This window comes from Fumia xinanensis (assembly GCF_014384905.1).
Lineage (GTDB): Bacteria > Bacillota > Clostridia > Oscillospirales > Ruminococcaceae > Fumia > Fumia xinanensis.
In genome coordinates, this window is record NZ_JACRSV010000001.1 from 1025349 (window position 1) to 1049495 (window position 24147).

General features: G+C 50.5%; 17 protein-coding genes and 1 tRNA gene. 8 read left to right on the forward strand and 10 right to left on the reverse strand.

Annotated elements, in window-relative coordinates; translation table 11 throughout:
* Nucleotides 1-118 precede the first annotated feature (118 nt).
* Together H8710_RS04825 and deoD are read left to right on the forward strand one after the other, a co-directional pair.
* Nucleotides 119-1810, forward strand: a complete 1692-nt coding sequence (locus tag H8710_RS04825) for a glycoside hydrolase family 2 protein (RefSeq protein ID WP_249294281.1) — start codon at nt 119-121, stop codon at nt 1808-1810.
* A 141-nt stretch (nt 1811-1951) separates the two neighbouring features.
* On the forward strand, nt 1952-2674 hold the full coding sequence (gene deoD, locus H8710_RS04830) for a purine-nucleoside phosphorylase (RefSeq protein WP_249294282.1): 723 nt from the start codon (nt 1952-1954) through the stop codon (nt 2672-2674).
* 237 nt (nt 2675-2911) lie between these two features.
* Here deoD and H8710_RS04835 read toward each other — a convergent pair whose 3' ends face one another.
* From H8710_RS04835 to H8710_RS04870, 8 genes are all read right to left on the reverse strand, one after another.
* Nucleotides 2912-4531: a beta-N-acetylhexosaminidase gene (locus H8710_RS04835; RefSeq protein WP_249294283.1), complete on the reverse strand. Its 1620-nt coding sequence runs from the start codon at nt 4529-4531 to the stop codon at nt 2912-2914.
* A 222-nt stretch (nt 4532-4753) separates the two neighbouring features.
* Nucleotides 4754-4830 (reverse strand) — tRNA-Pro (locus tag H8710_RS04840).
* An 86-nt stretch (nt 4831-4916) separates the two neighbouring features.
* Complete coding sequence (locus H8710_RS04845) at nt 4917-5579, reverse strand: redox-sensing transcriptional repressor Rex (protein ID WP_249294284.1); 663 nt, start codon at nt 5577-5579, stop codon at nt 4917-4919.
* 94 nt (nt 5580-5673) lie between these two features.
* On the reverse strand, nt 5674-6885 hold the full coding sequence (locus H8710_RS04850) for an NADP-dependent isocitrate dehydrogenase (protein ID WP_249294285.1): 1212 nt from the start codon (nt 6883-6885) through the stop codon (nt 5674-5676).
* 21 nt (nt 6886-6906) lie between these two features.
* On the reverse strand, nt 6907-8844 hold the full coding sequence (locus tag H8710_RS04855; protein ID WP_249294286.1) for an aconitate hydratase: 1938 nt from the start codon (nt 8842-8844) through the stop codon (nt 6907-6909).
* 129 nt (nt 8845-8973) lie between these two features.
* Nucleotides 8974-10404, reverse strand: coding sequence for an adenylosuccinate lyase (gene purB / locus H8710_RS04860; protein WP_249294287.1), 1431 nt, complete (start codon nt 10402-10404; stop codon nt 8974-8976).
* 227 nt (nt 10405-10631) lie between these two features.
* Complete coding sequence (locus H8710_RS04865; protein WP_249294288.1) at nt 10632-11945, reverse strand: InlB B-repeat-containing protein; 1314 nt, start codon at nt 11943-11945, stop codon at nt 10632-10634.
* Between the two features lie 368 nt (nt 11946-12313).
* Entirely contained in the window at nt 12314-13633 is a 1320-nt protein-coding gene (locus H8710_RS04870; protein ID WP_249294289.1) for an aspartate aminotransferase type Ic, read from the reverse strand.
* Nucleotides 13634-14495: 862 nt separating this feature from the next.
* On the opposite strand from H8710_RS04870, the gene adhE reads away from it, so the two are divergent.
* From adhE to H8710_RS04890, 4 genes are all read left to right on the forward strand, one after another.
* Nucleotides 14496-17114 carry a bifunctional acetaldehyde-CoA/alcohol dehydrogenase gene (adhE, locus tag H8710_RS04875; protein WP_249294290.1) on the forward strand — a complete coding sequence of 873 codons (2619 nt, stop codon included), beginning with the start codon at nt 14496-14498 and terminating at the stop codon, nt 17112-17114.
* 214 nt (nt 17115-17328) lie between these two features.
* Nucleotides 17329-17991: an orotate phosphoribosyltransferase gene (pyrE, locus tag H8710_RS04880; RefSeq protein WP_249294291.1), complete on the forward strand. Its 663-nt coding sequence runs from the start codon at nt 17329-17331 to the stop codon at nt 17989-17991.
* A gap of 39 nt (nt 17992-18030) precedes the next feature.
* On the forward strand, nt 18031-18642 hold the full coding sequence (locus H8710_RS04885; protein ID WP_249294292.1) for a hypothetical protein: 612 nt from the start codon (nt 18031-18033) through the stop codon (nt 18640-18642).
* 84 nt (nt 18643-18726) lie between these two features.
* Nucleotides 18727-19413 (forward strand): hypothetical protein, encoded by a 687-nt coding sequence (locus H8710_RS04890; protein WP_249294293.1) that lies wholly within the window; start codon nt 18727-18729, stop codon nt 19411-19413.
* Between the two features lie 80 nt (nt 19414-19493).
* On the opposite strand, the gene H8710_RS04895 is transcribed toward H8710_RS04890, so the two are convergent.
* Both H8710_RS04895 and H8710_RS04900 read right to left on the reverse strand, forming a co-directional pair.
* A complete protein-coding gene (locus H8710_RS04895) occupies nt 19494-20444 on the reverse strand; it encodes a D-2-hydroxyacid dehydrogenase (protein WP_249294294.1) in 951 nt (316 codons plus the stop codon).
* 266 nt (nt 20445-20710) lie between these two features.
* Nucleotides 20711-21652 (reverse strand): LysR family transcriptional regulator, encoded by a 942-nt coding sequence (locus H8710_RS04900; RefSeq protein ID WP_249294295.1) that lies wholly within the window; start codon nt 21650-21652, stop codon nt 20711-20713.
* Nucleotides 21653-21811: 159 nt separating this feature from the next.
* On the opposite strand from H8710_RS04900, the gene H8710_RS04905 reads away from it, so the two are divergent.
* Both H8710_RS04905 and H8710_RS04910 read left to right on the forward strand, forming a co-directional pair.
* The gene (locus H8710_RS04905) at nt 21812-23020 is read left to right on the forward strand and encodes an iron-containing alcohol dehydrogenase (protein ID WP_249294296.1); all 1209 of its coding nucleotides are present in this window, start codon (nt 21812-21814) and stop codon (nt 23018-23020) included.
* A 227-nt stretch (nt 23021-23247) separates the two neighbouring features.
* Nucleotides 23248-24090: a sulfide/dihydroorotate dehydrogenase-like FAD/NAD-binding protein gene (locus H8710_RS04910; protein WP_249294297.1), complete on the forward strand. Its 843-nt coding sequence runs from the start codon at nt 23248-23250 to the stop codon at nt 24088-24090.
* Nucleotides 24091-24147: the final 57 nt, after the last annotated feature.

Here is a 24147-nt window from a genome sequence, read left to right on the forward strand (position 1 = left end):
GGATTTTTAATAGCTGTTTGTCACACTTTTTTTGCAGGATTCCTCATGTATTTTATAAGCAAAAAGGACTAAAATTGGGTCAACCGGCGGTAAGAAAATCTAAAAGGAGTTGTTAGTTATGAGCATTCCAAGACCAGAACACCCCAATCCCCAATTTGAGCGGAAAGAGTGGCTGAATTTAAACGGAATCTGGGAATTTCAGCTGGACATGGGCAAAAGCGGCATTGAACGGAAAATGTATAATCTCGACCATCTGGAGGGCCAAATCAACGTTCCGTTTTGCGTGGAAAGTGCGCTTTCCGGCGTCGAGAATCTGGATTTTATGCCCGCAGTTTGGTATCGGAGAACCTTTTCCGCTCCAGAAAGCTGGCGAGAGGGGAAGGTAATCCTTCACTTTGGGGCAGCCGATTATGAAACTTTCGTTTATATGAACAAACAGTTTGTAGGGAGTCACAGGGGGGGCTATTCCTCTTTTGGGCTGGATGTAACGGCGTTTCTCCGGGAAGGGGAGAACAGCCTGACGGTTTGTGTACAAGACGATATACGCTCCTGTGCTCAACCCAGGGGCAAACAATCGAGCCTTTATTATTCCAACGGCTGCGATTATACCCGATGCACTGGCATTTGGCAGACAGTCTGGTTGGAGCATCTGCCGGACAGCCACCTGAAAAGTTTCCGCTTTTATCCGGACGCGGCAAACCAAATGGTAGAGATTGAGGCGGAGCTGGCCGGAAAAGACCGGCTTTCGGTGGAAATTTCCTACGAGGGAAGACCGGTCGGCCGTGCCGAAGTGCAGGGAAAACCGATGGTCCGCTTTATCGTGCCTCTCCAGGAAAAACACCTGTGGGAAGCGGGACACGGGCGGCTCTATGATGTGAAATTCACCTATGGGCAGGACGTGGTACAAAGCTACTTCGGCCTACGCGATGTGGAGCTGGATGGACTCAAATTCCGCCTGAACGACAAATCCATTTTTTTGCGGATGGTGCTGGACCAGGGATATTATCGGGACGGTATCTACACCGCTAAAGACGATGAGACGCTGAAAAAGGATATTGAGTTGTCCATGGACATGGGTTTTAACGGGGCACGGCTCCATCAGAAAGTGTTTGAACCCCGATTCCTCTATCACTGTGACCGGATGGGTTACTTGGTTTGGGGCGAATTTGCAAACTGGGGATTTGAGAGTTTCGATCAGAATGCACTGGTTTCCTTGATTCCGGAGTGGCTGGAAGTGATGAAACGGGACTGCAACCATCCCTCTATCATCGGTTGGTGCCCGCTCAATGAAATCCTCCGGCAGATCCCGGAATTTCAGCCGATTGTCTATCAAGTGACCAAAGCCTTTGACCCCGGACGGCCTTGCATTGACATCAGCGGCTACGTTCACAACATGAGGGCGGAGATTTTTGATGTTCACGATTATATTCAGGATCCGAAACATTTCCGGGAGACCTATCGTCGAGTTAAGGAAGAGGGCGTCTGGCCCGGACCCTACGAATACGAATACGGGGGACAGCCGGTTTTCGTCAGCGAGTACGGCGGCATACGCTGGGACATGGACAGCGATCTGCCGGAAAATAGCTGGGGCTATGGAGAATCGCCCAAAACCAAAGAGGAATTTTTGGAGCGTTATAAAGGGCTGACCCACGCCTTGCTGGACAACGACCGGGTTATTGGCTTTTGCTACACCCAGCTTTACGATATTGAGCAGGAGGTAAACGGCCTTTATACTTATGACCGGAAAGCCAAGTTCGATCCCGTGGTGATTCGGGCGATCAACAGCAAAAAATCTCCTATCGAGGATTAAAAGATGAAGAGGTTCTCAAACAGAACCTCTTCATCTTTTCAAAATACGGTGTTTTTTTCTCCAGAATGTGGTATGATAGGTCTATGGAAAACGCTCCTTATTGGGAGCTGTGTATCAAAAGTCCACAAAGGAGAGATGTTTATGTATATTACCCCCACCCCTCACAATGAAGCGGCCCTGGGTGAAATCGCCAAAACGGTGCTGATGCCCGGCGACCCGCTGAGAGCGAAGGAAATCGCTGATGCGTTTTTGGAGGATTACACCTGTGTCAATACAGTGCGAAACATGCTTGCCTTTACAGGCACATATATGGGAAAAAAGATTTCTGTCATGGGTTCAGGAATGGGAATGCCTTCTATTGGCATCTATTCCTACGAATTGTTCCACCATTATGATGTGGACTGCATTATCCGGGTGGGATCGGCAGGCGGCATTTCCAAAAAGGTGGGCCTGCGGGACATTGTAGCGGTCATGGGGGCTTCCACCAACTCCAATTATGCCTCTCAGTTCCACCTGCCGGGTACCTTTGCGCCTATCGCCGATTTCAGTCTTCTACGCCATGCGGTGGAAATTGCTGAGGCAAAGGGTCTTTCCATCCAGGTGGGAAATATCCTGTCCTCCGACGTGTTTTATAACGACCTGCCGGAAGATTCCTTCACCTGGGAGAAGATGGGGATCCTGGCAGTGGAGATGGAGGCGGCGGCCCTCTACATGAACGCGGCTCGAGCTGGGAAAAAAGCTCTGGGCCTTATGACCATCTCAGACCATCTTGCTACGGGAGAGGCTCTCAGCTCCGACGAGCGGCAGACCGGCTTTGCCGAAATGATTGGCCTCGCGCTGGACACGGCGGTGACGATGGAATAGGAAAACTTCCTCTATAGGCAGAATAATTGGCGTGTACAAAACTGATTGTGTCCTTCATTGGATATCCTCCTTTTGATATTATGAATTGCAGTTGGCAGACCGCATTTTCATTCTATCAAGAGGAGTTGTTTTTCTCGCCCCGTGTTAAAAATTTTTTCTATCGCCAGCACAGAGGCGGTATTTATACATGAAAATCCGCCGGTATGATTACCGGCGGATTTGTTGTAAAGATAAGAATTAGATAACGTTGGCGCTGACGGTGGATTTCCACTCGTTGTAGCTAACAGGGCCGGTGGCTTCTGCCGGGCCGTTGCCTTTAGAATCCAAAACCGGTTCCTCCAGCTCTTCAATGCGATCCAAAGCACCGTCTATGTACTGCTGCAGACGGTCTTGGCAATGCAGCACCCGACGGGTTAAGCCGCCCAGGCGTACATCTTGAACGTCGAAGCCGTGGGGCTTGTTTTCTTTTTCCCACTGGCTGCGGAAAGCGTCGTAGAAGAGGTCAATTTTTTCAGCCAGCTTGCCGTAATCTTCGACCAAAGCGGCGAGGGCTTTTTTGTCGCCGGACAGGTAAGCTTTGCGCGTTTTGACGCCGAGATCCATTTTGATGGCCAGAACATCGCAGAGTGTTTTCATAGTGCGGAAGAGATAGCCCCAGGTGGGCTCGTCTTGCAAAGCGGCCAGCTTCTGGGCACAGGCGGCATAACTTGCAGCATCGCCGTCGCGGACGGTACTGTCGAAGATACCCATAAAGCAGTCACTAAACATAATGTATTTATCCGGGTTAAAGGGCTCCACTTTGTCCTCGTTGGGCGTGCCAAGAAGATCCAACAGCATAAAGGAGTCAAAGGGGATACCGTACTTTTCCTCAAAGCCCTTTTTGATAGCATCGGGGTCGGTGTTTCCTTTGGCGTATTCCGCCGAGTAGTAAAGAGAGGGGAGGCAGGAGAATTTGGAACATTCGGCGCCATTGTCGCCCCACATGGTGAGGAATACGTTTTGAACGTTGTTTTCGAGACAGCTTGTTAGAGCGGCAGTGGTGCATTCGATACTGTAAACATTGTGGGGAGCAAAGCCGGTCCAGCTCCACAGACCGCCAGCAAACCAGATATCCTCTTTGATGGCCGAGTGGAGGCGGATCTGAGTATCATAACGGTTTTTGTCAGAAGAATAATAATCCCAGTAGATGAGGTTTGCGTTTGAGGGGATTTTTGCCTTCAGCTCGTCCGAGACGTGGACTTCGTTAACATAGTAATCACCGCCGCTGGCCAGACGGAAGAACATATCGCCCCACATAGTGACTTCAAGGCCTTGTCGGGCGGCGATTTCAGCGACTTTAGCCAGATGGTCCACCAGAATTTCAGAACGGTCACGCAGGCCGTTTTTGGTCTGATACTGGCCTCTGCCCAACATATGCGCCTCATCCATACCGATGTTGACGATGCGGCTGCGGAAACATTTTTTCAAAGTGGAGAACATGTCCTCAATCAAAGCGTAGACGGTTTCGTCGCCAGCCATGAGGATGTCGTCACAGTCGCGGATTTTCTGGTACTGGGGCCAACGGAAGATAGCGTTTAAGTGCGCCAGAGTTTGAATGCAGGGGATGACCTCCATTCCTTTCTGAAAAGCATAGTCGTCGATTTCCTTCAGCTCTTTTTGGGAGTACCGTCCTCTCAGATGGCCAAAATAAGGCTGATTGTCCACCTCATAGGTATCCTCTGTGTAAAGCAGCAGAGTGTTGTAGCCCATATCGGCGGTCAGATCGATCCATTTTTTCAGAGTCGGCAGGTTCATCACGGCGTTACGGGAACAATCCAGCATTACGCCAAAGCGACGAAATTTGATAGAGTCAGACATGTTTGCAATGCCCCTTTCCTTATTAATTGACAAATTGTACTTGCACAATTATATATCAACAGATTATTTATACCATAAAAGTGTTTTTTTTAAAGTATAAATAATAGTCAACAATACCGAAAAAAGTATAGTTTAAAAGCATATGTATTTACCATTCCACAAAAGAAGTACGCTTATTGTAAAAAATAAAAGCACCTGAGCCAAGGCCCAAGTGCTTTTTCGTGGTCGGGATAACAGGATTCGAACCTGCGGCCTCTTCGTCCCGAACGAAGCGCGCTACCAAACTGCGCTATATCCCGTTGACATCACGCAAAATACATTATACTGCTTTTGCGTGTATTTGTCAAGAAAAAATCCCCGTTTTTTACCATTTTTTGAAGAAGCCCTATTTTTCGGCAGGTGCTCCCTCGTCCGAGTTCTCCAGCTCGTGGACCCGGTAGCAAAGGATGGATAGGCTGTCGCCGAGATGGACATTTTCCACGGCGATGTCGTCGTAATCGATGGCCAGGTCGTAGTGGCTGAAGTTCCAAAATCCCTTGATGCCATGGGAGACCAGCACTTTGGCCAGTTCCTTCGCCGCCTCTTTCGGAATGCAGAGGATGGCGATGGTGGGGTGATGCTTTTCGCAGAACTCGGCGATGTAGCTGCTGTCATAAATCTCCACACCACCGATTTTTTCACCGATCAGTTCAGGGTTTACGTCGAACATGCCGATCAGCTCGAACCCGCGGGCGGAAAAGTCCATGTGCTGGGTGACGGCGCGGCCTAAATTGCCGGCGCCGATGAGAATGGTCTTACGGGAAATTCCAAGGCCCAAGATTTTGCTGATTTCTTCGTAAAGGGCTTTTACATTGTAGCCGTAGCCCTGCTGGCCAAATCCGCCGAAGCAGTTCAGATCCTGCCGGATCTGGGAGGCGGTGAGCCCCATCCGTTTCGACAGGTCGCCGGAGGAAATCCGCACGACGCCGCCTTCCGCGAGCTCCCGGAGAAAACGGTGGTACCGGGGGAGACGCCGAATGACGGATAAAGAAACGTTGCCTTTTGCCATGGTAGAAACTCCTTATCCTAAAAATCAGATATGGTGATGGAATCAAACCGTCGGAGCGGCTTGCAAAAATCGCTCGGCGGTCGTTTCGCTGTGTTTAGAGCAGTTTTTTCAGGCGGCTGTCGATTTCTCTAAGGAAAGTCTCGGTATCCACCTTTTGTTTGTTTTCGAGAGAGCAGAGGGGAATCAAGTCGCCGGTCATGACGCCTTCCTCGATGGTCTGGATGGAGGCTTTCTCCAGTTTGTCGGCAAAAGCGCAGAGCTCGGGGAGATTGTCCAGTTCGCCTCTCTTGCGGAGGGCCCCGGTCCAGGCGAAGATGGTCGCCATTGAGTTACTGGAAGTCTTTTCACCTTTCAGGTGCTTATAATAGTGGCGCTGTACCGTGCCGTGGGCCGCCTCGTACTCGTAGACGCCGTCGGGGGAGACCAAGACCGAACTCATGAGGCCCAGGCTGCCGAAGGCGGTGGCAACCATGTCGGACATGACGTCGCCGTCGTAGTTTTTGCAGGCCCAGATATAGCCGCCTTCCGAGCGGATGACACGGGCGACCGCGTCGTCGATGAGGGTGTAAAAGTATTCGATGCCTGCCGCCTCGAATTTCTCTTTGTACTCCGTCTCGTATACCTCGGCGAAGATGTCCTTAAACCGGTGGTCGTAGGTTTTGGAGATGGTGTCTTTGGTGGCGAACCACAAATCCTGTTTGGTGTCCAGCGCGAAGTTCATGCAGCTTCGCGCAAAGGAGGCAATGGATTCATCCACGTTGTGGACGCCCTGGATGATGCCGGGAGTTTTGAAATCGTGGATGAGCTGGCGGCTCTCGTTGCCGTCTTTATCAGTGACAAGGAGTTCCGCTTTACAGTCTGCCTCCACCCGCATTTCGCTGTTTTTATAGATGTCGCCGTAGGCGTGACGGGCGATAGTGATGGGTTTCGTCCAGGTGGGGATAAAGGGGGTGATTCCCTTGACGATGATGGGCGCCCGGAAAACGGTGCCGTCCAGCATGGCGCGGATGGTGCCGTTGGGGGATTTCCACATCTCTTTCAGGTTGTACTCCGGCATACGGGCGGCGTTGGGGGTGATGGTGGCGCATTTGACGGCCACGCCGTATTTTTTGTTGGCGTTGGCGGCGTCAATGGTGATCTGGTCGTTTGTCTCGTTGCGTTTGACGAGCCCCAGGTCGTAATACTCGGTTTTTAAGTCGATGTAGGGCAGCAGCAGAATGTCTTTGATCATCTGCCACATGATTCTCGTCATTTCGTCCCCGTCCATCTCGACTAGGGGGGTCTTCATCTGAATTTTATCGGACATTTTGGTCATCCTTTCGGTTGTCTATTTCTCGCTCTGTTCCTTGGTGTAGTTTAAGAGCCCGCCGGCCAGCAAAATATCCTTGGCCCGGCCGCTCAGGTCGCAGATAACGGGGATTTCTTTGCCTGTGGTCTTGTCGGTGAGAACGATGTCCTCGCCGTTTTCGATGGATTTGCGCACATCTTTGAGCTCCAGCGCATCGCCCTGAGAAACAGCGTCGTAATCCGCCTCATTGGCGAAAGTCAGGGGTAGGATACCGGCGTTGATGAGGTTTTGCTTGTGGATACGGGCGAAGCTCTTAACGACGACTGCCTTGATGCCCAGATACAGGGGAACGAGAGCAGCGTGTTCACGGGAAGATCCCTGTCCATAGTTGCTGCCGCCGATGATGATGCCTTTGCCGGCAGCCTTGGCCCGCTCGGGGAAGGTTTCGTCGCAGACCGCGAAACAGTACTGGGACAGGTGGGGGATGTTGGAGCGGTAGGGGAGGATTTTCGCCCCCGCAGGCATGATGTGGTCGGTGGTGATGTTGTCGCCCACCTTCAAAATCACGTCGCAAGCGATAGTTTCATCGAGAGGAGTGGTGGTGGGGAAGGGTTTGATGTTGGGGCCGCGGAGGATGACGACAGAATCCATGTCCTTTTCGTCCACAGGGGGCTCCACCATGTTGTCGTTGATGAGGAAAGCTTCCGGCATGGGGATAGTGGGCATCTCTCCCAAAGTGGTGGGGTCGGTGAACACGCCGGTCAAGGCTGAAGCCGCCGCGGTTTCAGGGCTCACGAGGTACACGCCCGCGTCCTTGGTGCCGCTTCTGCCTTCAAAGTTCCGGTTGAAGGTGCGCAGAGAGATACCCTTGGAGTTGGGGGACTGGCCCATGCCGATGCAGGGGCCGCAGGCGGATTCGAGGATTCTGGCGCCCGCGCCGATGAGGTCAGCCAGCGCGCCGTTTAAAGCCAGCATGTTGAGGACCTGCTTGGAGCCGGGGGCGATGGCCAAACTCACGTCGGGATGGACCTTTTTGCCCTTGAGGATGTGGGCCACCTTCATCATATCGAGGTAAGAAGAGTTGGTGCAGGATCCGATGCAGACCTGGTCTACCTTCTGTCCCGAAAGCTCTTCGATGGACTTGATGTTGTCGGGGCTGTGGGGGCAGGCGGCCAGGGGTTTCAAAGCTGACAGGTCGATGTCATAGGTTTCGTCGTAAACGGCATCGGCGTCGGGTTTTACTTCGCTCCAGTCCTGTTCACGGCCCTGAGCCTTCAAAAACTCTCTCGTAATTTCGTCAGAGGGGAAGATGGAGGTGGTGGCGCCCAGTTCGGCGCCCATGTTGGTGATGGTGGCCCGTTCGGGGACGGAAAGCGTCTTGACGCCCTCGCCGCCGTATTCGATGACCTTGCCCACGCCGCCTTTGACCGACAGGATGCGCAGCACTTCAAGGATTACGTCTTTGGCGCTGACCCAGGGGTTCAGTTTGCCGGTCAGGTTGATGCGGACCATCTGGGGCATGGTGATGTAGTAGGCGCCGCCGCCCATGGCGACAGCAACGTCCAAGCCGCCCGCGCCGCAGGCGAACATGCCGATACCGCCGGCAGTGGGGGTGTGGCTGTCGGAGCCGATCAAAGTCTTGCCGGGGACGGCGAACCGCTCTAACTGCACCTGATGGCAGATGCCGTTGCCGGGGCGGGAGAAGTAAATGCCGTGCTTTTTGGCGACGGAGCCGATAAAACGGTGGTCGTCGGCGTTTTCAAAGCCGGACTGAAGGGTATTGTGGTCGATATAGGCGACGCTTTTCTCGGTTTTGACCCGTTTGACGCCCATGGCCTCAAATTCCAGGTAAGCCATGGTTCCGGTGGCGTCCTGGGTGAGGGTCTGGTCGATTTTAAGGCCGATTTCCTGACCTTTGACCATCTCGCCGTCTACCAGGTGTGCTTTGATGATTTTTTCTGCAATGGTGTATCCCATGTGGGGCACTTCCTTCCTGTATTGATTGAAGTAGGGAGCGAAGCTGTGCATTTTTTCCCGGGGCGATGATGAATCTCATGCGGCAGCATTTGATCTTGCGTCGTCCCTACAGCTTGCAAATGACTCTGTTTATACCTTGAGCTGGGCGCTTTCCCCTAAGATGTCGCGGTTGGCGTCCAAAATGGGGTTAACGCAGGTATCGAGGAACTCGTCCACCTGTTCAACCGCCCGGCCGACGAAGTGGATGGGCTGCATGACGGCCATGATCTCGTCTTTTGTCAGGTTAAAGCTCTTATCGTTGACAACCCGGTCGATGAGGTCGTTCTCTCCGCCTTCTTCCTTGACGACTTTGGCCGCCGCGATGGAGTGCTGGCGGAGTTTTTCGTGGAGTTCCTGCCGGTCGCCTCCTTTTTTGACCGCCTGCATCATGATGTTTTCAGTGGCCATAAAGGGAAGTTCCTTCATGACCCGCTGGGTGACCACTTTGGGGTAGACCACCAGGTCGGAGGTGACGTTTAACATGATGTTTAAGATGGAATCGACAGCCAAGAAGGCCTCGGCGACGGAGATCCGTTTGTTTGCGCTGTCGTCCAACGTCCGCTCAAACCACTGGGTGGCGGATGTGAAGGCGGGGTTTAAACTGTCGACAATCACGTAGCGGGCAAGGGAAGTAATCCGCTCGGAGCGCATGGGATTGCGCTTATAGGGCATAGCGGAGGAACCAATCTGGTTTTTCTCGAAAGGCTCTTCCATTTCCTTGAAGTTTTGGAGAATCCGCAAATCGTTTGAGAACTTAGACGCCGACTGGGCCACGCCGCTCAAGGTGGCGAGGACGGCGGCGTCGATTTTGCGGGAATAGGTCTGGCCCGAAACGGGGACCACCCCGTCAAAACCCATATCCTCGCAGATGTACTGGTCGAGAAGCCTGATTTTTTCCCGGTCGCCTTCAAACAGCTCGACAAAGCTGGCCTGGGTGCCGGTGGTGCCTTTGGAGCCTAAGAGTTTCAGGTTTTTGATCCGGTAGTCGATTTCGTCCAAGTCGTAGAGCAGTTCGTTCATCCACAGCGTTGCCCGTTTGCCCACGGTGGTGAGCTGGGCCGGCTGGAGATGGGTGTAGGCGAGGCAGGGGAGGGACTTGTATTCTTTGGCAAAATGGGCTAGATTGGCGATGACATTTATCACCTTTCGCCGGACGATCTGCAAAGCCTCCCGCAAAATGACCGCGTCGGTGTTGTCTCCCACATAACAGGAGGTGGCTCCCAGGTGGATGATCCCCTTGGCTTTGGGGCACTGGACACCGTAGGCGTAAACGTGGCTCATCACGTCGTGGCGGGTGAGTTTTTCCCGTTCCTCAGCCACATTGTAGTTGATGTCGTCTTGGTGGGCGACGAGCTCTTCAATCTGCTCCTGAGTAATAGGGAGCCCCAAACGGTGCTCGGCTTTCGCCAAAGCGATCCAGAGCTTCCGCCAGGTTTTAAACTTTTTGTCGGCGGAAAAGAGATACTGCATTTCTTCGCTTGCGTATCTGGTTCCAAAAGGGCTTTCGTAATTTGAATACATGTAACCGTCCTCTCCTTAAACTTTCAACGTCGTTTCTATAGCAATATATTGCTTATTTTACCATACTTTTGATTGATAATCAATTAACAAGGAAAGAATTTTTGAAAAAAGTTCAGACAGCAGAAAAATCCCCGGGCTGCGTATCGATGAGCCGGGGGAAAATTTGGTATTGAATGAAAAGGACGCAAAAAAGGACATCCAAAACGGATGCCCTTTTTAAAACCTCTTTAAGCGATCCAAGCGCCGCTTGCATTTAATTTGTAGCCGTTAATTGTGGTGCTGTAGGCCATGTTGCCTCCGGTGTAGAAGTAGTAGCATTTATTGCCGATCCAGTTCCAGCCGGTTGCCATCATACCATTGGATTTCAGATAGTACCAGGTGTTTCCAAGCTGGAGCCAGCCGGTTGCCATACCGCCCCAATCTTTAAAGTAATACCAAGTACCGTTGATGAGCTGCCAGCCGGTTGCCATTGCTCCGTAAGATTTCAGATAGTACCATGTGTTGTCGATGAGCTGCCAACCAGTGAGCATATCGCCGGCGCCGTCCATGTAGTACCACTGGTTATCCATTTTATACCAGCCGGTGATATAGCTGCCGTCGGTATTTTTGATTCTCCAGTGGCCGCCGACCTGTACCCAGGTGGGGGCGGAGGGATTTACAGGTTCCGTTCCGTCGGATTTGAAGGTGATGGAGAGGTTTACGTTCTGCGGAGGCATCGTGAAGGTATAGATACCGTCTTTGCCTTGGAGAACGGTGGAACCATACTTGACGGTGTCGATCTTTTTGCCTTTATCGGGGGTGACAGTGAGGGTGACTCTGTCGCCGGCCTTGGCGGTAGTAGCGTTCAAGTAGGCTTTGCCGCCGTCCAAAGTGTTGACACTCACGGAATAGGTGGATTTGTCCATGCGGACGAAGTTTGCCGTGATGTTGATGCGCGGCTCATCGACGGTATAATTAAATTCGGTCTCGCCGCCGTAGTTTTCTTTGACGGGGGTCAGCGCTTTGCCGTTGACCTTGAGATATTCGATGGTGTAGCCGTCATCGGGGATCGCTCTTAAGGTAATGGTGTCCCCATAATAGGGATAGTATTTGCTGGAATAGATATCGCCGCGATTTACGTTTTCATCGTAAATTTTTACTTCGATTTGAGACTGGCGCCAGTCATTTTGCAGTGTTACAGAAATGTCAATGTCAGATGCAGGCATTTCAAACTGCCAAATACCTTGCTGATCGGAAATTTTTTCCGTCATGTCTTCTTCATAGAGGTAGGTATGGCGGGTGACACCTCTTTCGTACCAGACGATGTCAATGGTGTCCACCATGTATCCTTCATCTGCGACAACTTCCAAGTTGACTAAATCGCCCTCATAGGCTTTCTGTCTGCCAGCGGAAACAAAGGCGCGCCTTGTAGTCTGAACGTTGATAAGATACTGGGGGTCGCGGTCGTAGATTGCAGCGCCTACTGTAGCGGGCATCACAGATAAGGCCATTACACACGCTGCCGCCAGAGAAATGAGTTTCTTAAAAAATGAATTTTTCACACAATTCACTCCTTTAATTTATTGACAACGCCAAAACAGTGGGGGAGTTTTCGCGTTCTCGCTGTGGATGGGCCGCAATGAGCGGCAAGGGGAGTGACTTCCCCTGTAAAATATGTACATTTTCATATCAATAGTGGCGGAAAAAGGCTGTTGTGTTTCATTTTACCATAAAAAGAATCAAATTGGGAGGGGTTTATGAAAAATAGTAGGTTAAATTTTATAAGGTTTATCCTTTGTTCGAAATTGTGTCATAAAAATTTTCAAATTTTGCCAGAAAAAGGAAACCCTGTATTCTAAAATGCAAAAAGCTGTTTTTATTCAATTAAAAATCCCCCGGTATGTAATCCGGGGGATTTTATTAGCTTTGGTTATGCCACTACCGTAGCGTCCTTTTCACTTCCAGCTGTTTTTTTTTGAGCCAGGAGCTGTTCGGCAGAAGCCAGCTTCACCGAGAGGCAGAGCACCTTGGTCGCCATCTCCAGTTCTTCCGCCGTGGGGAAAGATGGAGCGATACGGATGTTCCGATCCAAGGGGTCGACACCATAGGGGAAGGTGGCGCCTGCAGGAGTCAGGACGACTCCTGCCTCTTTGCAGAGAGAGACAACCTGCTTTGCGCAGCCGCTCAAGACGTTCAAAGAAATAAAGTAACCGCCGTTGGGACGTTTCCACTCGGCGATGCCAAGCGGGGCGATTTCTTCATCCAGGTGGCGGAGAACCGTCTCAAACTTGGGCTTCATCAAAGCACAGTGTTTTTCCATGTGGGCTTTGACACCATCCAAATCTTTGAAATATTTCAGGTGGCGAAGCTGGTTTACTTTGTCAAATCCGATAGTCTGCATAGAAATCAGTTTTACCAGGTGTTTCATATTGTTTTCGCTGCATCCGAAAGCGGCAACGCCCGCTCCGCTGAAGGTCACCTTGGAGGTGGAGGCAAACATAAAGACGCTGTCCTCGGTACCGGCTTTCCGGCATTCGTCCATGAGGTTTAAAAGCTCGTCGTGCTGGTCGCTGACATGGTGGACGCAGTAGGCGTTGTCCCAAAAGATACGGAAATCCTTGGCGGCGGGCTTCAAATTTGCAAACCGGCGGACGGTCTCGTCGGAGTAGGTGATGCCGTCGGGGTTCGAATACATGGGGACGCACCAGATCCCTTTGATAGAAGCGTCGTTATTCACCAGTTCCTCGACGATGTCCATGTCAGGGCCGGTAGAAGTCATAGGAACGGTGAGCATCTCAATACCCAGGGTCTCAGTGACGCCAAAGTGGCGGTCGTAACCAGGAACGGGGCAGAGAAATTTGATTTTGCCGCACTGGCTCCAGGGTTTCTCGCTGTTGTAGTAACCGAAGAGCATTCCTTTAGCCAGGGTATCGTACATCAAGTTTAGGCTGGAGTTGCCGCCGACAAAAATTTCTTCCGGCTTGAGGCCAAGCATATCGGCAAACAGCTTGCGCATTCCAGGCAGACCTTCCAAAAGCCCATAGTTTCTCACGTCTGGGCTGACGCTTTTGATATCTTCCTCAGTGAGGCAGTTTAATAGATCCATAGACAGATCCAGCTGGGCCGCAGAGGGTTTGCCTCTGGACATATCGAGTTTGAGTCCACAAGATTTGATTTCTTCGTATTCAGCCTGCAAAGATTCCCTCAGAGCAGACAATTCATCAACGGACAATTCACTGTAACGAGCCATTGCCGGTACCTCCAATAATCATACTTGAAGCCTGTGTGAAGCCCTTTTCGGTTCGTTTTGTGCGCACGGAACAAACAGGTGCTTTCGAGGCATTGTACTTATCATACACCATCTATTTTTGTTTTGCAAGTTATTTTTAAAAATCCTGCAAAATAATTCTGCCAAATTATCCTATGAAAAAGAGGAGACTTCTGTTCAATTTGTATGAATCTGGAAGTTGAGGGCAAAAAAACCATGGTATCGGCCTAAATTTGTCTGGAATTTCTAAAAATTTTAGAGCTCTTTTGCGTTGTTTTGCAGTTTTTCTTTCCATTGCTCTTCAAAAATCCTTCTGCGAGTCCCCTCATATTATGGAGCAGAGGAAAAAAAGAAAGTGTCGACATGGTTTTAAAGAAGATTATGAAGGATGAAAAAATAAAAGGTTCGTTTTTATATCCGAATAGGGCAGAGGACGCGGTAAAGCGGTATGTACAATGAACAGTTTCTACATTTATATATAAAGGCCATTTGAGCGCAAAATTTTTTGTTTGTGACAAATTATCGGAAAACCCTTGAATTTTCGTGTCAAAGTCTTGATTAAAGGGAAGTAATCCGATAGAATAGAAACAGTATAAACGTTTTTCCATTTTTTGGTTCCCATCGGCGCAGTTTTGATAGAAAAAAAGGATGATTGTGCAATGCATACAAAAATCATTGCTTTTGTATGTGAAACATTGGGGGTGAAAAAGGGCGAAAAACCAGATATGGTTATTGACAAAAAAATAACAATAGGCTATAATGGCATTGTTAAATGATTAACAAGCAAAATCACAGTCGTTACACACACTGATTCCAGTGAAGAATAATGGGAGGTTTTCGTATTATGGCTACAAAAGAAAAAGCAGTTGCCCCTCAGACCGTTGATCCCGTTGAAATGGTCAACGAACTGGCCGCAAAAGCAAAAGTTGCTCTCGAAGAGTACATGAAACTCGATCAGGAGCAGGTGGATGAGATCGCCCACGCCATGGCGCTGGCAGGTCTTGACAATCACACCAAACTCGCAAAACTCGCTGTCGAGGAAACCGGCCGCGGCGTTTACGAAGACAAAATCATCAAAAACCTGTTTGCTACCGAATATATCTGGCACGACATCAAGTCCCAGAAAACCGTCGGCATCATCGAAGACGACGACCTGGCCGGCATCATGCAGATCGCAGAGCCCGTGGGCATTGTCGCAGGTGTAACCCCTGTTACAAACCCGACTTCCACCACTATGTTTAAAGCCATGATTGCTGCAAAAGCTAGATGCCCGATCATTTTCGGCTTCCATCCCTCCGCTCAGAAATGCTCTGCTGAGGCCGCAAAAATTGTCCGTGATGCAGCTATCAAAGCTGGTGCTCCCGAAAACTGTGTACAGTGGATCGAAGTCCCCTCCCTTGACGCAACCAATGCTTTGATGAACCACCCCGACATCGCTCTGGTTCTGGCCACTGGCGGCGCAGGAATGGTTAAAGCCGCTTACTCCACTGGTAAACCGGCTCTGGGCGTAGGCCCCGGCAACGTTCCCTGCTACATCGAGAAGAGCGCAAATCTGGAACGTGCCTGCAACGACCTGATGCTTTCTAAAACCTTCGATAACGGTATGATCTGTGCTTCTGAGCAGGCTGTCATCGTTGACAAAGAGCTCCAGAAGGGATTCGAGAAATACATGAAGGACAATTCCTGCTATTTCTTAAATGAAGAAGAGACAAAGAAACTGTCCGCTTACGCTTTCCCCGCTGAGAAGACCGGCGTAAACGCCGCTATCGTCGGCAAACCCGCTGCTTGGATCGCAGAGCAGGCAGGAATCAAAGTTCCTGCGAACACCAAAATTCTCATCGCCCGCATCCCCGATGTCGGCCCTGAGTATGCTCTTTCTAAAGAGAAACTTTCTCCCATCCTGGCTTATATCGTGGTCAATAGCCGCGAAGAAGGCTTTGCTATGGCAAGAAAGATGCTCCACATGGGCGGCTTAGGACACTCCGCTGCCATCCACTCCACCGACGAAGAGGTCATCGACGCTTACGGCGAGGCTATGCAGGTCGGCCGTGTCATCGTCAACTCTCCTTCTTCTCAGGGCGGTATCGGCGATATTTACAACGAAAATACTCCTTCGCTGACCCTGGGCTGTGGCTCCTTCGGTAAAAACTCCACAACCTCCAACGTTTCCGCGATGAACCTTGTCAACGTAAAACGCATCGCCAAGAGGAGAGTCAATATGCAGTGGTTTAAAGTTCCCCCGAAAATCTACTTTGAATACAACGCTATCCAGTACCTGGAGAAAATGCCCGACATCAGCCGTGCTTTCATCGTCACCGACGAGATGATGGTGAAACTCGGAAACGTCGATAAAGTCCTCCACTACTTGAGAAAACGTCCTGAATACTGCCATGCTGAGATCTTCGCAGAGGTCGAGCCCGATCCTTCCGTTGAAACCATCATGCACGGTGTGGAGGCTATGAACCACTTCCAGCCGGACGTCATCATCGCTTTGGGCGGCGGTTCGGCAATGGACGCTGCAAAAGGTATGTGGATGTTCTACGAGCACCCCGACATCTCCTTCGAAGGCATGAGACAGAAATTCTTTGACATCAGAAAGCGTGCTTACCATTTCCCCAAACTCGGCAACAAAGCACAGCTGGTCTGCGTACCCACCACTTCCGGTACCGGTTCTGAGGTTACTTCCTTTGCTGTTATCACCGACAAGAAGAAAAACATCAAATATCCTCTGGCTGACTACGAGCTGACCCCCGATGTGGCTATCGTTGACCCCCAGTTCACCCTGTCGGTTCCCAAATCTGTCACCGCTGACACTGGTTTGGACGTTCTGACCCACGCCATCGAGGCTTACGTTTCGGTTCTGGCTTCCGATTACACCGACGGTTTGGCTCTCCAGGCCATCAAGATCGTCTTTAAGTACCTGAAACGCGCTTACGACAACGGCAACGACAGAGAAGCCCGTGAAAAGATGCACAACGCTTCCTGTATCGCAGGTATGGCCTTTACAAACGCATTCCTGGGAATCAACCACTCTCTGGCCCATAAGCTGGGAAGCGCATACCACATTCCTCACGGACGTGCAAACGCCATCTTGCTGCCTTACGTCATCACCTACAACGCCCAGAAACCCACCAAATTCGCCACCTGGCCGAAATACGAAAAATTTAGCGCCGACGTTCGCTATGCCGAAATCGCTGAAACCCTGGGCCTGCCCTGCAAGACCACTGAAGAGGGCGTTCAGAGCTTGGTCAAAGCCATCATCGATTTGGAACACTCCCTCAACGAGTGTATGTCCATCAAGGACTTCGGCGTCGATGAGAAAACCTTTATGGATTCTTTGGACGATCTGGCCGACGAGGCTCACGAAGACCAGTGCACCCCTGCTAACCCCCGCTATCCCTTGATCTCCGAGCTGAAAGACCTGTACACCCAGGCTTACTACGGAGAAATGGGCAAAAAATAATCGCTATATTGAAAAACAGTTTTATCACAACAAAAACTTCCAATATAGCCATTATACGAAAACCCATATATAGCAAAAAGCCTTTCCGGCTCGTTCCGGGAAGGCTTTTTTGCAGAAAAGAGATTGCATTTGTATGAAAATTGTGATAAAATAAAATCAATTGATTAAGAAAAATTTACCTGTTTGGGTATCTCGGCCGGAAAGGAAGAAAAATATGTTATCAGCAGCCAAAAAAGAATTTATTGAGTTTATGATGAGTGCCGATGTGCTCCGCTTCGGAGAGTTTAAGACCAAAAGCGGACGGCTTTCCCCTTATTTTGTGAACACCGGTAATTACCGCACTGGAAAGCAAATCGATACTTTGGGCAAATTCTACGCCCAGTGCATAAAGGAAACCTGCGGGGAAAACTTCACCGCCATGTTCGGCCCAGCCTATAAAGGAATCCCTCTGGCGACGGCCGCTGCTGGAGCGCTGGCTCGGGAGTACGGCATCAACAAACCGTATTTCTTCAACCGGAAAGAAGCAAAAGACCACGGCGAAGGCGGTTCGCTTGTCGGGTATCAGCCCCAGGATGGAGACAAAATCATCATCATCGAAGACGTGATTACCGCTGGAACCGCCGTCCGGGAAACGGTACCGGTGCTCATGAACGCGGCGAAGGTGACGGTAAACGACATGTTCATCTCGGTCAACCGCTGTGAAGTGGGCCAAAACGCCGGAAAAACCGCCGTTATGGAGGTAAAAGAGGAATTCGGCATCGACGTTCACGCCATTGTGACGGTCAAAGACATTCGGGAATATCTGGCGGGCGAGGGAAACTACAGCGAGATGCTTCAGAAAATGGATGCTTATATGGAGCAGTACTGCGTGCTGTAAACGGACGAGTCACTGACAAAATCCATAGGGGGTGATACGGTGGAAAGGCAGGTTTTAGGTAGGCAACGGGCATTGTTCATCACGGCATCAGTGCTGGCCGGATTGGCGGCACTTTTGGTAATCGCCGACGGCATTGAGGGGTACCACGAACTGCGAAAATTGAAAATGCAAATGGGGTATTCTTTTATTGGAGTGACCCGATTTTTAGGAGCGGTATTTCTCGCCGCAGTGTCAGCCGCCCTCATTCGGGCAAAAACCAAAGCGGCCATGATGATTCTGCCGCTGACATTTTACTTTGTGCCGTCTATTTTAACTGCGCTTCAGAAATATGGGAGGGGCATACTCTTTGGCATCTTTGTGCCTGATTATTGGGCTTATCATTATCAGGAGATTTTGTTTTCTTTTTTGATTCCGGCCCTTCTCTATGCCATCATCCTGATGACGGTGCTGCTGGTGATTCCCACAAGGATCACGGTCATTGTTTTATTGGGATTTTACATGGCAGCCCCTTTGGCATATGTGATGCTGCACAGCGAAAGATGGTACTTATTTTCCAACTATCAGTGGAGCAATATCCTGTTTTTGACGGCGGTGTTGCTTTCGGTGATTGCTTTGCCGGTAAAAGTCCGTAACCATGCCGGAGTAAACTGAATTATTTTAGATCGACAATATAAACAGAGGGAAGTGCTCGAAGGATGCGCGCTCACTTTCTGCGAAAAGAAAGGAAGTCAGAAGATGAAATTGACGAAAAACGCGAATGGAAACACTTTTTTGCTCATTGCGGCGGTTTTATCTTGTGTGTGTGCGTTGCAGGAGGTAAACGACCTCATATTTAACGTTCGTTACCGGGAGTTCATTGAAATCTTTAGTGTGGACGATCTGATTACGCCGGCGATGATGATTTGTCTGGCAGTGGTATCGGTTCTGATTCTGCTCGGCAAGTGTTCTGTTCAATGGCTGGGGTTGCCGTTTTCCCTGTATTGGGCAGCAGATGCGATAAATTATCTGATCGCTTTCAGTTCACAGTATCAATACGATACCATGTGGGCTTTTATTACATTGTTTATCGCGGTGTTTCCCCTGGGATTTTTAATTGTCACCATTTTGACAGTGCGGGGGAAAATTCCCACCCTCATCCCGGTTTTCGTCTTTTTTGGCCTCAATTTTTTGAGATTTCTTCTCACCATGCTTGTAAACCTTGGCAACGATTTGGGATTGTCCCATTTTTTCTGGGCGGCGGCTTTATTTTTGGCAGTGCTGGCTGTGACGCCGGAGCCAAGTCGGAGAAAACGCGTGACTTTGCCAGAAGAATCCGTCCAATCTGCCTCGCAGGACTACTGGCAGGACGGCCTTACCGATTATGCACCAACTGAAGAAACAGCGGAACAGGCAGAACTGGAGGGGCCATCCTCCAATTTATAAGGACCTGCGGCGATTAAACAATAATCCCCCTGAAGCAGTCTTTTGCTTCAGGGGGATTCTATTAGCGCTTATTTTGACGTTTAAAAATTCACCACGTTCTGCGGTTGTCCTTTCAGATAAGCGTAAAAGTTTTCGATGGTAATGTCGATGAGGCGCTGTCTCGTTTCCAGGGGCGACCAGGCCACGTGAGGCGTGACGATGCATCGCGGATGGCGGAGAAGGAGATTGTCAGGGACGGGTGGCTCTTTGGCGAGAACGTCGAGGCCCGCCATGTAAAGCTTTCCGCAGTTCAGAGCTTCCAGCACGTCCGGTTCGTTTAAAATGGGGCCGCGGGCGGTGTTGAGGAGGATGGCGCCGTCCTTCATTTTGGAAAGGGCATTCCGGTCAATCATACCGCGGGTTTCGTCGTTTAAGGGGCAGTGGATGGAAATTACATCCGATTCCCGGTAAAGGGTGGGAAGGTCTGCGTAACGGAAGGTGTCGGTTTCGTCCGATGGGTTGGGGGTTCGGCGATGCCCCAGCACCTTCATCCCCATGGCCTGTGCCATTTTTGCAAAGGTCATACCGATGTCGCCGCAGCCGATGATGCCCAGAGTTTTGCCGCAAAGTTCTGTAAGCGGTACTGAGATGATACTTTCATCATTCCAGCCGCCCTGTTTCACCATGGGGGAGTAAACCGACACCCGGTTGACGATGTCCAAAAGCAGGGCCATGGTGTGCTGGGCTACGGCGTAAGAAGAGTATTCCGGTACGTTGCAGACGGTAATCCCCCGTTCTGTGGCGGCCTGTATGTCCACGCCGTTATAGCCAGTGGCAAAAAGGCCGATATACCGCAGGTTTGGGCACTGCTCCATGACAGCCCGCGGGATGGCGATGCGATTGATGAACACTGCGTCGGCATTGTGGATACGTGGAATGAGCTGTTCTTTCGAAGTGAAATCGTAGATTTTACAGTCAGGAAAATCATCCAAAAGTTTTAGACGGATGGTTTTGTGGGTGATGAGGGTTTCGTCGGTGACGACAAGTTTCATAAAAAACTCCTTTGAATGACAGGTTACTGGTTATAAGACAGGGATAGCAAGCGGTTTACCGAAAAAATCGTTTTCTACAGAATTTTGTTTAAACAGTTTTAGAATCAAAATGCAGGATTTTCAGGCAAACTCTGCAATTTATTGGAAAAATCGTCACAATTTGCAGCTTCGGACAGAGATATTTTGCCGAAAATAGATATTGTATCAAAGGACAAAATATACTATAATAACTTTGGTAGTATAATGTTTTAAAGCGTATTCAGAAATCAGCGGGTGTGTCCCACCTGAAAGGGATTATTTTCGGTAAAACGGCGGACGGTATTTAAAAAGGCTTGTTCTTCTTTGGTGAAAATGTGTCCGGTGCGGGTAATCAGCAGGTCTTTGCTGACGGCTCCCACGGCGCATTCCTTTAATACAAGGCCGTTTTCCTGGAGGATGGAGCAGGGGATAGGGGAGACCCACATGTAAGTCCCCGGCAGCCGTTTCAGTAAATCATATTGGCTGCCCCGCTCATAAATGCTGATTCTTCGCTTGCTCCCCATGTTTTTGGCGGTTTCCGAAAGGTCGGCAGCCGTCAGAGACGGCACCTGAAAATCCCCGTGGGCGATTTCAATGTAGCCGTCCAGCATGTGGTAGACGATTTCGTTGCAGCTGGCAAGAGGATGGTTCTTGCTCATGAGCAGGCACATTTGAAACTCCCAAATCGGTTTGCATTCCAAATGCATGTTACTGAGAAAGTTCAGGAAATAACGCTCGTGAATGTTTTCGCTGCGGATAATCCCCAGTTGGGAACTGCCCGACGCCACGTCCTGGATGGCCGCCATACTGGAGGTTTCCCGAAAATGGACGTCTATCGGCCCATCGCCTACATATTCCGTCAAAAAGTCGGTAAACGCGGCTGTCAAATAGGTTGCCCGGGGGACCGATATGCTGAAGGAAAAATCCTTCTCGGAACGAGGTTTGTAAAGGGATTCCAGTTCCTCCATCTGTGCCAGAATGGTGTGGGCGTAGGATAGAAACTCCAGACCGATGCGGGTGGGTTTTACCCCCTTTGTGGTTCTCTCAAAAATGGTCACGCCCAGCTCCTGTTCCAGTTCTTTGATGGATTTTGAAAGGTTGGGCTGGCCCATATATAAGTTTTTTGCGGCTTTTGTAATTGAGCCGGTTTTTTCGATCTCAGTTGCATAACGAAGCTGCTGCAAATTCATTTTTCTACTCCTATGTATCATTTTAGATGACGTCATATCAATTATACATTACCCGGCCCCAAAAAACAATGTTAAAATATTATCAGTAGAGAAAATTCGACAGCTTGTCCGATTTTTGAAACGATTACATTAGTGACATTGTATGGGGAGGAATTTGAAATGCGTTTTACACTGCCGAGAGATTTGTACCATGGAAAAGGTTCCTTGGAAGAACTGAAAAACTTAAAAGGTAAAAAAGCGATTGTTGTCGTAGGCGGCGGCTCTATGAAACGGTTCGGCTTTTTGGAAAGAGCGGAAAGCTATCTGAAAGAGGCCGGTATGGAAGTCAAACTCTTCGAAGGCGTCGAGCCCGATCCTTCAGTAGAGACCGTTATGAAAGGCGCCGAGGCTATGCGGGAGTTTGAGCCCGACTGGATCGTCGCAATGGGCGGCGGCTCTCCCATCGACGCTGCGAAAGCAATGTGGGCGTTCTATGAATACCCCAACACCACCTTTGAGGATCTGATTACCCCCTTCAACTTTCCGGAACTGAGACAGAAAGCCAAATTCTGCGCCATTCCGTCTACCTCCGGTACTGCTACCGAAGTGACCGCATTCTCTGTTATCACCGATTACCAGAAAGGTATCAAATACCCCCTGGCTGACTTTAATATCACCCCCGACGTGGCAATCGTCGACCCCGATCTGGCGGAGACCATGCCTCAGAAGCTGACCGCTCACACCGGTATGGACGCCATGACCCACGCCATTGAGGCTTATGTATCCACCCTCAACTGCGATTACACCGATCCTCTGGCTCTGCATGCCATCCAGATGATTCATACATTCCTGAAAAAATCCTACGACGGCGACATGGAAGCCCGCGACCGGATGCACAATGCACAGTGCCTGGCCGGTATGGCTTTCTCCAACGCTCTGCTGGGCATCGTACACTCTATGGCGCACAAGACAGGCGCTGCTTTCAGCGGCGGACACATCATCCACGGCTGCGCAAACGCCATGTACCTGCCCAAAGTCATCAAGTTTAACTCTAAAAACGAAGTGGCTGCTGAGCGTTACGCAAACATCGCCCGGTTCCTGGGCCTGAAAGGTTCCAACACCGCCGAGCTGGTTGACGCGTTGATCGCCGAGCTCCGTCACATGAACGACGAGCTGAACATCCCTCAGGGCATCAAAAACTACGGCGAAGGCGGCCTGAAAGCCGATCAGAGCATCATCGACGAGAAGGAATTCCTCGAGAAGCTCCCCGAAGTGGCCAAAAACGCCATCGGCGACGCCTGCACCGGCTCCAACCCCCGTATCCCCACTCAGGAAGAGATGGAAAAACTCCTGAAAGCCTGCTACTACGACACCGAAATCGATTTCTAAGAGGTTTTAGGACTGTACAGGAGGGGGACGGCGAGCCTGCAGCGGCAATATTGCCGTTGCAATTCATTAAGCTTAGTTTGCTGCCCGCGACATAAATTAGTTGGATGAACAGGATAGAAGGGACGAACAGGGTACCCCCGACAGGGGCGTCCCGCTTGCCCCTTCTATTGTTCGTATATATTGATTTTTCATCAACCGAAATTTTTTAGATTTGGAGTCGTGAATTTATGTACCGTATTGTGAAGAAAAAAAGCCTGAATCCCACCGTCACCCTCATGGAGATCGAAGCGCCGCTCGTCGCCAAAAAGGCCGAACCCGGCCAGTTCATCATCCTCAGAGTGGATGAAAACGGCGAGCGGATTCCCTTAACAGTTGCCGATTACGACCGGGAGAAGGGCACCATCACCATTATTTTCCAGATCGTCGGCGCTACCACCGAGAAATTAAACCATTTGAATGAGGGCGACAGCCTTCACGATTTTGTCGGACCCTTGGGGGTACCTTCCCACGTAGAAGGGCTCAAAAAAGTGGCGGTTGTAGGCGGCGGCGTGGGCTGCGCCATCGCGTACCCCATCGCAAAGAAGCTCCACGAGCTGGGAGCGGAAGTACATTCTATCGTCGGGTTCCGCAACAAGGACCTGGTGATTTTGGAGGATGAGTTCAACGCTGTCAGCGACAAGCTCTGCATCCGCACCGACGACGGTTCCTACGGGGATAAAGGCCTTGTCACCGACGCGCTGAAAGCCCTTATCGACGCGGGCGAGCAGTACGACGAAGTCATCGCTATCGGCCCGCTCATCATGATGAAATTCGTCTGCAAGCTCACCAAAGAGTACGGCATCAAAACCGTCGTCAGCATGAACCCCATTATGATCGACGGCACCGGCATGTGCGGCGGCTGCCGCTTGAGCGTAGGGGGAGAGACCAAGTTCGCCTGCGTGGACGGCCCTGATTTCGACGGGCACTTAGTGGATTTCGACGAAGCGATGGAGCGCGCAACCATGTACAAGGATTTTGAGCGCCATCAGTATGAAGATACCTGCAACCTCTTCAAAAAAGAGGTCAAATAGGCTTCTTCCCATGAGATAGAACTCCCGTAAAGGGAACGGACTTTACAATCAGAAAGG

What these genes read in the sequence shown, in the direction of transcription:
- H8710_RS04850 (WP_249294285.1), bottom strand. Translation starts at nt 6,885, where the DNA reads ATGTCCGATAAAATTCAGATGAAGACCCCCCTAGTCGAGATGGACGGG.
- H8710_RS04910 (WP_249294297.1), top strand. Translation starts at nt 23,248, where the DNA reads ATGTACCGTATTGTGAAGAAAAAAAGCCTGAATCCCACCGTCACCCTC.
- H8710_RS04895 (WP_249294294.1), bottom strand. Translation starts at nt 20,444, where the DNA reads ATGAAACTTGTCGTCACCGACGAAACCCTCATCACCCACAAAACCATC.
- H8710_RS04870 (WP_249294289.1), bottom strand. Translation starts at nt 13,633, where the DNA reads ATGGCTCGTTACAGTGAATTGTCCGTTGATGAATTGTCTGCTCTGAGG.
- deoD (WP_249294282.1), top strand. Translation starts at nt 1,952, where the DNA reads ATGTATATTACCCCCACCCCTCACAATGAAGCGGCCCTGGGTGAAATC.
- H8710_RS04825 (WP_249294281.1), top strand. Translation starts at nt 119, where the DNA reads ATGAGCATTCCAAGACCAGAACACCCCAATCCCCAATTTGAGCGGAAA.
- adhE (WP_249294290.1), top strand. Translation starts at nt 14,496, where the DNA reads ATGGCTACAAAAGAAAAAGCAGTTGCCCCTCAGACCGTTGATCCCGTT.
- H8710_RS04890 (WP_249294293.1), top strand. Translation starts at nt 18,727, where the DNA reads ATGAAATTGACGAAAAACGCGAATGGAAACACTTTTTTGCTCATTGCG.
- H8710_RS04905 (WP_249294296.1), top strand. Translation starts at nt 21,812, where the DNA reads ATGCGTTTTACACTGCCGAGAGATTTGTACCATGGAAAAGGTTCCTTG.
- purB (WP_249294287.1), bottom strand. Translation starts at nt 10,404, where the DNA reads ATGTATTCAAATTACGAAAGCCCTTTTGGAACCAGATACGCAAGCGAA.
- H8710_RS04845 (WP_249294284.1), bottom strand. Translation starts at nt 5,579, where the DNA reads ATGGCAAAAGGCAACGTTTCTTTATCCGTCATTCGGCGTCTCCCCCGG.
- H8710_RS04900 (WP_249294295.1), bottom strand. Translation starts at nt 21,652, where the DNA reads ATGAATTTGCAGCAGCTTCGTTATGCAACTGAGATCGAAAAAACCGGC.
- pyrE (WP_249294291.1), top strand. Translation starts at nt 17,329, where the DNA reads ATGTTATCAGCAGCCAAAAAAGAATTTATTGAGTTTATGATGAGTGCC.
- H8710_RS04855 (WP_249294286.1), bottom strand. Translation starts at nt 8,844, where the DNA reads ATGGGATACACCATTGCAGAAAAAATCATCAAAGCACACCTGGTAGAC.
- H8710_RS04835 (WP_249294283.1), bottom strand. Translation starts at nt 4,531, where the DNA reads ATGTCTGACTCTATCAAATTTCGTCGCTTTGGCGTAATGCTGGATTGT.